General features: G+C 39.0%; 8 protein-coding genes. 5 read left to right on the top strand and 3 right to left on the bottom strand.

All coding sequences use genetic code 11. The annotated features are described in order from the left end of the window. Positions 1–145: 145 nt before the first annotated feature. Positions 146–6,031, bottom strand: coding sequence for an alpha-2-macroglobulin family protein (locus tag DFQ12_RS05030; RefSeq protein ID WP_167457193.1), 5,886 nt, complete (start codon positions 6,029–6,031; stop codon positions 146–148). 167 nt (positions 6,032–6,198) lie between these two features. Here DFQ12_RS05030 and DFQ12_RS05035 point away from each other — a divergent pair, with 167 nt between their 5' ends. Further along, positions 6,199–6,999 (top strand): integrin alpha, encoded by an 801-nt coding sequence (locus DFQ12_RS05035; RefSeq protein WP_120257904.1) that lies wholly within the window; start codon positions 6,199–6,201, stop codon positions 6,997–6,999. Between the two features lie 365 nt (positions 7,000–7,364). Further along, positions 7,365–8,699: a GH1 family beta-glucosidase gene (locus tag DFQ12_RS05040; RefSeq protein WP_120257905.1), complete on the top strand. Its 1,335-nt coding sequence runs from the start codon at positions 7,365–7,367 to the stop codon at positions 8,697–8,699. Between the two features lie 3 nt (positions 8,700–8,702). Here the strand turns inward: DFQ12_RS05040 and DFQ12_RS05045 are convergent, their stop codons facing one another. Continuing rightward, a complete protein-coding gene (locus DFQ12_RS05045; RefSeq protein WP_120257906.1) occupies positions 8,703–9,524 on the bottom strand; it encodes a hypothetical protein in 822 nt (273 codons plus the stop codon). 127 nt (positions 9,525–9,651) lie between these two features. Between DFQ12_RS05045 and DFQ12_RS05050 the strand changes: the two genes are divergently transcribed. Further along, positions 9,652–10,170, top strand: coding sequence for a hypothetical protein (locus tag DFQ12_RS05050; protein WP_120257907.1), 519 nt, complete (start codon positions 9,652–9,654; stop codon positions 10,168–10,170). Between the two features lie 72 nt (positions 10,171–10,242). Next, positions 10,243–10,767, top strand: a complete 525-nt coding sequence (locus DFQ12_RS05055; RefSeq protein ID WP_120257908.1) for a hypothetical protein — start codon at positions 10,243–10,245, stop codon at positions 10,765–10,767. Positions 10,768–10,799: 32 nt separating this feature from the next. Here DFQ12_RS05055 and DFQ12_RS05060 read toward each other — a convergent pair whose 3' ends face one another. Then, positions 10,800–11,855, bottom strand: a complete 1,056-nt coding sequence (locus tag DFQ12_RS05060; protein ID WP_120257909.1) for a peptidase associated/transthyretin-like domain-containing protein — start codon at positions 11,853–11,855, stop codon at positions 10,800–10,802. Positions 11,856–12,151: 296 nt separating this feature from the next. On the opposite strand from DFQ12_RS05060, the gene DFQ12_RS28630 reads away from it, so the two are divergent. Next, complete coding sequence (locus DFQ12_RS28630; protein WP_425275589.1) at positions 12,152–12,493, top strand: ribosomal maturation YjgA family protein; 342 nt, start codon at positions 12,152–12,154, stop codon at positions 12,491–12,493. Positions 12,494–12,521 lie beyond the last annotated feature (28 nt).

The following is a 12,521-nucleotide window of genomic DNA, read 5'->3' on the forward strand; positions in this document are numbered from 1 at the left end:
CAAAAAATATAAAAAAAGCTGTCTAGCGCACTTATTTTTAGATTAGAAAGCCACCCCCTACTTGCTATCTCATGGTATATTAATAAAAAGGCTACTCCCAGAAATTTCTAAGAGTAGCCAAAGTTTTAGATTTTTTCGTAAATAATTAGGGTACGATGCTCAATACTGTATTTGTACTCCGGGCGTTAACGGCAGGATCATACATAGATTCAATTGTCGTGATTCCCGAACTAAAAGTCCCCAAGTTATTTGCTTTAACCTCATACTCGTAAATGGATCTCCCCTTAGATAAGCGATCCATAAAATAATTTGTTGAAGCATCTTTCGAGCTGAAATAGTAATTCTTCCGCCATTGATATCCCGAAGGACTATACACTGGCTCTACACCGGCTGGACGGCTATCTTTCAGATGAATGTATTGCATCTGCTCATCATTGATTACCGTAATCCTAACTTTGATACGTTCCCCCAGTTTAGCTTCCTTGGATTCTACCCATTGCCCTTTTCGTTCCACTAGATATACTTTCTGAACCGAAAGTGCATTTGTACTTGATTTTATTTGATCAAGATCAGCAAAATACTGATGAACAACAGCTCCATAAACCGTTCTTTCATTATGATTTTGAACTTGGATATCGAGATCGGTCTGCAAATCGACTTTATCGAACTGCTTACTGACTTCGCCCAAAACAGTATTGCTCAATTCGGCCTTTTTGTTGTTAATCGAGATCTGTAACGTATTTTCAATAACAAAGTCTTTTGGATTGTTGGCCAGTAACAGTGCATATATTGCATCTACAGTCATCCAGGTGTTATACCAATGATTTACTTGTTTGTTATAATAGATCCATTGGGTGACTTGATTTAACTGAGCCGGATTGTTTATTTTGTACGCTTCCACGAGATAAGATTGCAAACTAATCTTATTGTACTGGTTTACGTTACTTTTCCAGTACATTCCTTTCTGCACATCGATCACGGCCTCCTGATCAAGTCTATTCTTGATCTCCATACTCTGCTTGCCCTGGCCAAAGATCTGGCTCACAATCCATGTTTTCGCTGCCAATCCTGCGCTCCGACCAGCGCTACTTAACGAAGAATTAACCAATTTGCGTTGCAATAACTGGAGGGAATCCTTCGGTATCGGATTAAATTCAGTCCAATATCGTCGTGCAAACAAATAGTCTATCCCCATATCGGTGCTGGCCTTTGGCGAAAATATAGCGGGATCCCGGTCGAGATATTGCGTAAGTTTTGAAGCCATCGCACGGATATCACTATTGACCAAGCTTTTGTCTAAATAGAGTACCTTACCGATGATTTCCAGCATACGGATACTAATTTCAGTATTAGCCTGTCCGCCATCAAACCATGAAAAGGAACCATCTGTGGATTGATTATTACGTATTTTTTGTTCAACAGCGTTGATTTCCGCTTGTATATCCGTTCCAAAGAACGCTGCAATTTTCTTCAATCGTTCGGCATCACCCTGTATGTCACGCAACCAAGGCATTTCTTCCATTTTGAACTCATTTAAACTACTATTCTCCTCCAATCGGCCTTTTTTTGTATCAACATCCAATTTTTTAAAGTAGTCTGTCACCGCCGGATAATGCAACTGAATATATTGAGCCATCTTGAGACCAAACCACTTACTGCTCAATTGTTCGTTGCATTCGTAAGGATAATTTTTCAGGTAGTCCAGTGCGGAGAGTATTTCCAAAATGGGATTGCTTTGTACCTGGATTCTCCCCATCAGATTGTCCTTCGCACTTCCCTTTACCGTAAAATTTTTGGATTCACCGGCTTTTAGGACAATCGTTTCGGTATCGCCAATCAGTATCTTATTTGGCAGCACGGGTATTTCTACAATCTCACCATCCGAAAACTCGCCACCTGCTGCAACGATGCGGATTTGTATTGTCGGATATTCTGCCGGAATCTTTAACGACCATTCCACTGTGCTGTTATTGGATGGCTTGACACTAAAGTTTTTTAGTACTGAATCGACCTGGAAAGCAGTTGAAACCACTTGATTATTTCGTGGATCGATAAGCTCTATTTTTGTATTTCCCTCAATACGTTCTTTGCTCAAGTTTTGAATCTGTGCCTTGATTGTTAACTGGTCATTCGTTCTAAAATAACGTGGGATATTCGGACGCAACATCAACTGCTTTTGGGTTTGTGTAAAATACGTCCCGCTAGCCGATGCCAGATGCTGATCATGAGCGAAAAGCAGCAATTTCCATTTCGTCAATGCTTCGGGACTATCAAATTCAAAACTGATATTCCCTGCTTCATCCGTATACAAATTGGGATAGAAGAAAGCTGTTTCCTGTAGATTGGTGCGAGCTTTTATATGCTGTAGATGTTTATCCGCTGGTAAATCCATCGCACTGCTACCTACTTCCATTGCACCTATTCCAAAATGAGCTACTTCCTCATTTACCACCATATATTCTGCGTTTGCATCCGCCTCAACTGGAGGCTCATACATAAGCGCCGAAGCCGGTAATGGACTTGACTGTTTTGCCACCACAGACACCCCTCTGGCACGTGTCTGGAGTACCTCACGTAAGAGACTCGGATCCCGTAATTCATCATACATGATCGCTGTCGTCCTATAAGCTTGCTCGTCGATTAACTCTTCGTATTTGGCATCCCGTTCCAAGGAATTTTCACCGTAACCCTGACGGGTTGACAACAGATCATAGTTGTAAATTTCATCACGCCGATTATCCGTATAGACCCCATAGAAATTCGAAGTAAAAATGTTCCCTGAATAGGTCTGCTGTTGAAAAGCATTAATAATATAGTAGTTATTTGACCTCGGATAATAGGGATAACGAAATTGGAAAGAGCCAAAAGCGTGGCTAGCGAATGCGTCCAAAGATGCATCATACATTGTCGCTAATACCTCGGTGGCGATGGGTTTATCCTCTTGTTTTACCGTAAAACTCCATTTTTCTTTTTGACCGGGCGTTATTTTATCCCTAAATGTCTTCGTCCGGATTGTTAGTTCCTTATTTTGTTGCGAAATAGGGATAACAATCTGGGATAGCGTCATTTTATTATCCACCAGAAATAATGCATTCAGTTGCAGTTGCCCCACGACATCCTGTTCAGTCAGCACAAATTGATAGGCAATACGACCATCTTTCCAACTTAGTACCTTTGTCTCTAATTTCTGCGAAGCCCGCTCACGAAACAGCAGTAGTTTTCTGGCATTTTTAACATCCGTCTGCATATTGATGGTAACCTGATCGCCAATTTTGTATTTGACTTTATCCAACTGGTAGGAGAAAAACTGCTGGTCGCTTAGTTTCTTATCTTTCGACCGGTACAGACTAGTGAAGCTAATAGCGCGCACCGTATCCCCTTCCTGTATACTGATGGCTTCGATCTGATATCGTCCCCAATCAAACTGTAATGAGTCCAGTATGATCTTGCTCGTATCTGCGTTATCAAAATCATAACTGGCTATCTTCGTTTTTTTCTCTTCTTTTTCGAGCGAAGCCGGATCAAAATAAAGCGGGAAATACTTGCTATAAAGATCTTTTGAAAGCAGGTGGTACTCCGCCCTTCCGAAACTTCCCCGATATTCATCTGTCAGCGGAAGACTTGCCTGTTCCAATTTATAAATGTTGACCTTTCCGCTGAATTTTAATGGGAAACCATTTTGATTCTGCTTTAAAATGGTAACATCCCGCCATTTTTTTTCTTCCATCAGATTCGGTACCTGAATCTGGAGCTGCCATGGACGGGATGAATAGGTATAACCTCCAGAAGCCATCTGCATCTCGCCTGTCTGATTGATCACCTCAGCCTGGTATACCAATACATAATCTTTCAATCCGGAAAACTGACGATCCATCAATGGCACCCGTATCGTAAAGTTTCCCTTGGCATCAACGGTTGTGGTAGAATCACTATGAACGATATCCTTTCCTTCCTTGGCATTATAAAACGAAACTTTATACTTCACTGCTGCGCCAATTAGCGAAACACCTGAAAGGCTCTCCGCCTTGCCAATGAATACCGCTGTATCTTTCGAAGTATAGGTGAACTTATTTGGCTCAAAAGTTACTTCAAATGTTGGACGTTTATATTCTTCAACCTGAAAATATTGCTGATCAAGCTGTTTAGAATCGTGAAAAACCAATAGATTATAATTTCCGCTCAATGACTTTGATGGCAATTGGAAACTTGCATGGACAGATCCAAATAGATTGGTTGTCAAACTGATCGAGTCAATTTTCTGACGATTGGCATCCTGAAGATAGATTTTCACATTTTGCTTTTCCAGGACTTTACCCTGTTCTACATGATCATCGTAAAGAATAGTCTTAAAATAGACCTTTTGCCCAGGACGGTAGATGGCTCTATCCAGCAAAGTGAGCGCTCGCATATTTGTTCTTTTATTGCTCTCCTCTACAGACGTAATCCGATCTTCATAATAAACATTATTTTGCTGCTTATCCAAAGGAATCATCGCTTTTTCCCCATGAAGCAACAGCATGTGATTATGTAAGTAGGCTGCATTTTTGGGAGAATAGGTGGATTTGTAATTGAACTCGCCCGCAGCATTAGTCTTTAATTGTGTGATCAGTTTAGGCAGTGCTTTATTTCTCAATTGATAAAGTTCCACCATTTCATTTGCGTAGGGAGCGCCCGTTTTCCGGTTCAATAGCAAACCCGTATAGACAAATTCATTTTGAGGTTTTATATTTATACTTCCAGACAAAAATGCATCAGAAATAATCAACTGAGAAACAGCTACATCCCGATCCCGACCGTTATCTTGAAATGATTTATTATTACCGATCAAAATCGTGTAGGTACCAGCTTTAAGGGGATTAATTTTATAAATTGTATTGTGCGTCGTATAATCTTTAAAGGCTTTCAATGCCACCTGTTCCTCATAGACCACTGGTGCATTTACTGTAGTCTGATAACTTGCGGAATCATATTTTACCGTAAAGTCCTTTACGCCCTTAGGCGTAGGACTAGTATTATAAATACGGATATATAAAGTATCCACATTCGTGTGGTTAACCTGGAAAGGAACATATTCGTCCGTCGGTGCCGTTCTTTTATAATTTAGCCTGATGAAAGCCTTTTTTATTTCCCTCGTTAAATTATCTACATTCGAAATCCAGGGCGATTTTGGATATTCTTTTAACGCTTGTTCAAGATATGTAATTGCCTTTGTCTTTTTCCCAATATCGTTGAAACTTGCCGCCAACCGATAAAGTAAAAATGCGTTGTAGTCACTTTTATAGGTTTTTATATGCTTCAGGTAGTCTCCTTCCTGCTCTTCGATATTATTCCATTTCCAACCATAAGACATGATATAGCTGCTTGCATCTGAATAATCATTCTTGGTGCTGATTGCCAACAATTGCTTTTTAAGTTTATCCTTATCAGCCGCATTAGTAGCTTTTAATGTATTCAAAAAATCTAGATATTGATAACCTAAAAAATGGTAAAGAGTGGGATTCAGGCTCATATTTCGTGTTTCGACAAACAGCCCCTTCCAGCGCGCTATAGGTTCCGCACTTAAACTGTTTACATCCGAAATTGAGAGACGAAAAATAGAATCGATCATACCGATTTTACCTTTTGCATCTTTTGCTACAAATTTGTTCTGGCTTTTACTTGCATATCGGTTGATATTCGAAAATAAATAAAGTGCATAAAAGTTTTGGAGAACCGATTTATCCAGCTTTTCTGCAATCCGGATATTGTCTTCAAAATGTTTCTGGATACGCAAAAAAGCGGAATCTTCAGATTGGTTTACTTCCAACACTTTCCCTTCCGCCAAAAATGCACGTACCCATTCCGCCTGGTTTCCAGAGCGTCGAGCTTCGGCTTTAATATCCGCCAATATGGGCAATGTCTGTGTGAAGTTTTTAATTGCAATAAGTCTTTCGACCTCATTCCACTTTGTCTCCACCTTGCCTGGCTTAAGCTCCTGCGAAAATCCCCAGATTGGGAGACATGTCAACAATAACCAAATGTATCTTTTCATATAATACGACGCTAAATATCTACTAAATATGAGCATTTTTTTTCTGAAAGGATGCAGTAAATAAATAGATTCCATAATCGTTTAAGAAAAAATTAAATAGCACCCTATTTAGCATCCCGAAAGCGTATTTTACTTCTTTTATTTATCTTTACGATAAAATACAGCATATGGGTTATTTAAAATTTACGAGCATCTCTTTCTTTGTGGTCCTAATCTTATCCGCATGTCAAAATAAGGCTACGAATTCAACGTCCACAAAACAAGAGGCTGCAATGGATACAACAATTCCTCCTCAGCAATCACAAGCTGAAAAAGCCCTTCCAGCTGCATCAGCACCAATGAACAATCCGACGGACTCCATGATAGATGGTCAGGTTTTAATACCTTTTGCCTATCGGATCTGGGATGATAACAATGTATCCAAAGTGATTAACAACGGCTGGTTGGAACTTCATCGTAAAAACGGAAAATATAACGTTGCACCAGCGAAATATACCATTACTTATGAGAAAGAAGAACCTTGTTCGGGCTTACCCACAGAAACCATAAATCCGCAAAATGATGTGTTGGTATTTTTTAACATATCAGCTATACAGAATGGTTCCGTAGACAGTATAGCGCTCCCCAATAAGATTATTCCACCCAATAAACCGGTTGAATTTACCTATAAAAACGACCGCTATGAGTTGCGTGCTACTGGCATTGAATTCTATAAGGATGAGGATCAGAAACCCAATGCAAGATATACATTAAAACTTTTTATCAATGGTCAGTATCAGCGGACTTTGATCGACCAGACCGCTTATCATGACACAGCGACGGCGCTTGAATTTATTGGTGACCTCGATCGGGATGGTAAATTGGACTTCGTTATCTCCAGTCCCCGTGATTACGAAGAATCGAGAACAGTCATCATTCTATCTACAGCAGCATATCCTTTTGTTGGTACAGTACAGTTTGATTGTTAGTTGGTCTTTTTTTAATATGTCATTCTCTTATTGTAACCTTAAAGATCATAATTTACCCAAAATACGAGATCAAAAATCAAGCAACTCCACTGTCTAAAAACGATCAAAATAAAACAGTTATTTTTTTATATATTTAATAAATAATTCATATCCAGTTAATATCAGTTTCGTTCCTTTATAATAGAATAATTAATGCAGTTAACACTTTAATGTATCAATTATGAAAACGATCAACTATTTTTTCCAACGGATTATATTTAGAATCTTTTTAGGTCGATTCAGTTCATTCTATTCACCACTAAGATTCCACAAAAATTAATTCATATTCAGGTCGGATGACACATCCGACAGCTATATTTCAATAAATGCATTTAACCAAAGATGCCTTTGGCAAAGATTTTATTTGGGGAGTATCTACCGCCGCTTATCAAATCGAGGGGGCACATGATCAACATGGCAAAGGCCCTTCAATATGGGATATCTTTGTAAAGAAAAGAAACCGTATATTTCAAAATCAACATGGCGATCATGCCTGTGATTTCTACAACCGTTACATGCAGGATCTGGCCTTAATGCAAGGTATGCATATTCCTAACTATCGTTTTTCCTTATCCTGGAGCCGTATCCTGCCGAATGGTATTGGGCAGCCCAATCAGTCAGGTATGGATTTCTATGATCGCCTGATCGACCTCTCCCTGGAACTGGGGATTACACCTTGGGTTACGCTATATCACTGGGATCTCCCCCATGCCTTAGAAAAAAAAGGTGGTTGGGTCAACCGTGATGTCAAAGATTGGTTTGGTGAATTTGTATCCACATGTGTTGCCCGTTATGGAGATCGTGTCAAAAATTGGATGGTGCTTAATGAGCCAACCGTATTTACGGCTGCAGGATACTTCTTTGGTGTACATGCTCCGGAAAGAAAAGGTTTGGGCAACTTTCTTGCGGCGGCTCACCATGCTGCATTAGCACAAGCACATGGCGCTAGGATCATAAAATCATTACAACCGGACAGCCAGGTGGGTACGACTTTTTCCTGTTCCCATGTAGAACCATTCACAGCAAGGGAAAAAGATGTGATTGCGGCAAAAAAAGCCGATGTATTACTCAATAGATTGTTTATCGAGCCATTACTGGGTATGGGCTACCCTACACAGGAAATCAAAATTCTCAATCGAATTGAAAAATATATCAAACAAGGTGATGAGAACGATTTAAAGTTTGATATGGACTTTATCGGTATTCAAAATTATACCCGTGAGATGATTCGCTATGCCATGTTTGTTCCCTATCTTCAGGCAAAGATCGTGACGGCCAAGGAACGTAAAGTTGAAATGACCGAAATGAACTGGGAAGTATACCCCAGCTCCATTTACCAAATGCTGAAAAAATTCAGTAGCTATCCCAATATGCCGCCACTCATTGTCACCGAAAATGGAGCTGCTTTTAAGGATCAAATTGAGCATGGACAGGTACATGATCCCAGACGGTTGAACTATCTGCAAGAAGCCATACAACATGTCTATCAGGCAAAAAAAGAAGGCGTAAATGTAAAAGGCTACTTCGTCTGGACTTTTTTAGACAATTTCGAATGGGCGGAAGGATATCGGCCACGATTCGGGTTGGTGTATGTTGATTTTCAAAACCAGCAGCGTATTATAAAATCCTCTGGCCATTGGTATGCCAATTTCTTAAAATAAACCTTACTTATTTTCCGGACGGTGTTTCCGTCTATTGACCAGTTTCAACAACAAGGGAACCAATAGAATGGCCAGTAAGATACTGATCATACTAACGACTGTATTTTGTCCATTATCGCCCAGGAAGTAAATCGAAAGACCAGCTAACAGACATGGAACCCCAAAAACCAGAATTTTCACCCATGCTAATTCGGTCTCGGCCTGACGAGTATCGCGAAGGGGAATAGCCTCGACCACTTTAGCCTCTCCTGCATTGAAATAAGCTAAAATTTGTGTTATTTCAGATGCTGTTAATTCCCGCGGTCGCAAAATCTCTCCTTTTACAACAATGAGCAATCCACGCTCGTCCTGTTGAATACTATCAATATCCTTTGTTTTAAAGTATTTCCTATACCCCATTGGGTTAAGAGCGTATCCTTTATAATCACTTCCGGGACAGAGACAGGAGAAGTTATCCGCATTCAGTGAAAAAATAATATCGGTATGATCATCGCGAATAGCCGCTATAAAAGCTATCACAGCGTGAATACAACTTAGTGCCAGAAATTGAATTATAAATATCCAAAAAGACAGCTGTAATAACCAGGATACAAGCAGCGCCAAAAGAACCAAAGCAATGGAAAACCATTTTAGGTGTACGATCAGATTTATTTTGCGGTTCAGAAAATAGCTAGCAATCACGCAGATGACAGAAACTATACCTGATTTCCACTCCCAAAAGATGGAAAGAAAACCTATGAAGAAAATAAGGCTATACAATACCAGTGTGAAATAATCCCCACTTTTACCTAAATTTTTCCGTTCGATTTGGATACTATTTCCCAAGTTTCAACGCTTTTAAAATAATGACTTCTTTCTTGTTCGCTTATATAGCATTAATTGGATAAAGATATTTATATTTATCCAATTAATGAATATTTAAATAGAGAGATAAGCAGGCTAAATTTGACTTATGAAGACTTTTCAGTTTAAATCACACAATGTTAAAAAGGGCTTAATCTTTGGATTCAGTTATTTGATTATAGTTTTTACTATTTTCTACCTTATCTATGGTGGCATCGATGGGATGGCCGATGCTGTCAATAACTTTGGATCAGCCAAAGCGCTGGGCTTCTTGGTCGCAATCATTGTTATTGGTCCATTTGTTGTGATCCTGCAGCTAATTAACCCCAAAATAGAGGTACTTATTGATCATCAACATATCCTGATCAAACAACAGAAGAAACCGGATCAGGACATCCTTCTAGACGATATTTATAGCATGAAGATAAACCATTCATTGGTCAATCAACTTCAGCTTTTTGATCAGCAAGGACAGTTACTCATAACGATCCACCCCCAACAGGATATGCAAATCATTTACGGGATTGCTGCTGAAATAGCACAGCATAAATCCTTCACCCAACAAAAAGGTAGCAAGAAGATCTTTGGTAATCCGGTTGAGACCATGTCTTACACAAGGAAGCTTTAAAACTGAAACAGGTTAACATTCTCGACTTGATTCAAAATAACACAAAGATTTTAAATAGAATAAAAATAATAGGTGAAGGTATACTATCCAAATAATCAATGGACATTTTATATGATATCCCCGCTCATCATCTGGGTAGGACTTTGCTATTTAATCTTTGTCGAGCGAAATTTTTCCTTGGTTCTTATGGGCTTTGCTTTATTTTCTTTTCTCTTTTTTTGCTATTGCCTTTACGAAAGATTTGGAACCCAGTTAGCCATCTATGCAGATCGGCTCGAACTCCGCCAAAACTTTCAGCAGCCCCAATCATTTTACTACACAGATCATGAGTTTGTCGTGGGCCCGACCTATGATACCTATACTCGACAGGTGTTTTCAAAAAAATACGCAGGTCGATCACGTTATTTTTTTATCTATCCATTGGATGAAGATGGTAATCGTGTGAAAATGCTTTCTACTGCGCTTGAACTAAGTATTACCAAGGGTCGATATCGAAAAATCCAAAAAGATTTGTCAGAAAGCTTGGAAAAGCTAGATCTTCTAGCACATTTGCGTTATAATAACAACCATGATACTGTTATTGTTAGAAATAGATAATCTTGTTTATAATAGCTGTACCGTATTCAAATTTATTTTAGCTCCAGCAATTCCTTGCCGAATTTTTTCTCAATAAAAGGATTCATCGGTGGGATGCCAAATTTAGTATTTTCTAACCAAAATTTGCTTGTATACCGGCTTTTCAATTCGAGCCAAAGACCCGAAGTAACCTCTTTCTTTACGCTCTTGAATTCTTCTTTCGTCATGAATCGACGTTCTTGCGTATAAAACTCACTCAAAAAATCAAAAGGGACAAATTCCGATTTACGACCTCTTTTGATAGCACCGACATTCATTACCACCCTGCTGACCAACTTACCCTGTTCAGGTTGATCGAGATTTGTCGGCGAATAATTTTCCATGGTTACGCCGGTATATTGCTGCCCTTTGACCTTAAAGAAACTTACTTCTTTTTGGCTATTGGGTGGAATAATGTCAAAATATACCTGTACATCGCCACGGGCTGTTTTTTGGATATATCCGGTATTCAGATTACCCGTCCGGATGATTCTCCGGCCTTTATCCGGGACCATAACAAATTTTGACGGAAGATCATTCGCAACAGACTGTGCCTTCATGCGCATCACATGTGGCTTCCATTGCCAGAAATTACCCATCACCTCTCTAAAATTCTGAGTAGCGATGGAATCCTCAAAAATCCGGTAATCCAAAATACGGTGATAGACTTTCCCATTCTTGTTTTTCAACGGAATATAATATTCAATAATTCCATCGTAGAAATAACGTGTACGTTTATTGAAAAAAGTAGTGTTCCTAAAATACCCTTTCAAAACCAGATAATCATACTGACTCTTATCTGCGATAGCGATCTCATCTATTTTAATGCTACGCGGGATCAATTTGATCAGCTTCTCTTTTCGCAGCTTCGCGCTCGATTCCTGATAATTATTATAAGAAATATGCTGCAATATGATCTTTGCATTTACATGCTGCTTCAGCGAATCCATAGTGAACTCCCCTTTCGTATTTGCTACACCTAATAATGTTCCATCTTCAGCGTAAATATTCACTAAAGGCACTGGTTCACCACTCAAACTATCAACGATATGGATTTGAGCAAATAGCATGTTGCAACTAAAAAAAAAACACAGGGAAAATAATATTTTTGCCATAAATCAAATTATTGATCTAAAATATAAAATAGTCATTAAAATAACTGTCAAAAATCGTTAAAGAACAGCCGCAACGAAAATCTACTAAAGCAAATATAGTCTACTAACTCCCCTTTTATTAAGAGCTTTTTTGCCCTGTATCATCGTTCTCTATAAACTTCTTTTTATATTTAGCCATTAACCCGTACCAACTTTATTTGCTAAGCATAATCACGATGATAAAATTAACGAGAGTCCACTACATGGTTTTAATGTGCGCAACAATAGTCTTAGGATTATTATCACGGAAAATTACAGGAATACCTTTATCTGTGGGCGATGGTTTATATGCTGTGATGGTCTACTGGTTATGTAGGTTTATTTTTTTTCAGCGATCCCACAGCTTTTGCTTTGTAAGTTCACTGTTATTTTGTTTTGCAATTGAGTTTCTACAGTTGGTACAACATCCACTATTAATCAGCGTCAGAAGTCATCCGCTATTACGACTGTTATTTGGCCAAGGCTTTCTCTGGTCTGACCTGATAGCCTACATCGCTGGATCTGCTATCGCTTTTCTCTTAGATCGAACTTTTCACCGATCCAAGACAAGATAGAAAAGAATAAGGTTAAAAGCATAGCCCA

Origin of the sequence: Sphingobacterium detergens (genome assembly GCF_003610355.1) — a bacterium.
In the GTDB taxonomy this organism is placed as follows: Bacteria; Bacteroidota; Bacteroidia; order Sphingobacteriales; family Sphingobacteriaceae; genus Sphingobacterium; species Sphingobacterium detergens.

Coding starts and splice junctions, on each gene's coding strand:
- DFQ12_RS28630 (WP_425275589.1), top strand. CDS start 12,152: ATGTGCGCAACAATAGTCTTAGGATTATTATCACGGAAAATTACAGGA.
- DFQ12_RS05030 (WP_167457193.1), bottom strand. CDS start 6,031: ATGAAAAGATACATTTGGTTATTGTTGACATGTCTCCCAATCTGGGGA.
- DFQ12_RS05060 (WP_120257909.1), bottom strand. CDS start 11,855: ATGCTATTTGCTCAAATCCATATCGTTGATAGTTTGAGTGGTGAACCA.
- DFQ12_RS05050 (WP_120257907.1), top strand. CDS start 9,652: ATGAAGACTTTTCAGTTTAAATCACACAATGTTAAAAAGGGCTTAATC.
- DFQ12_RS05035 (WP_120257904.1), top strand. CDS start 6,199: ATGGGTTATTTAAAATTTACGAGCATCTCTTTCTTTGTGGTCCTAATC.
- DFQ12_RS05040 (WP_120257905.1), top strand. CDS start 7,365: ATGCATTTAACCAAAGATGCCTTTGGCAAAGATTTTATTTGGGGAGTA.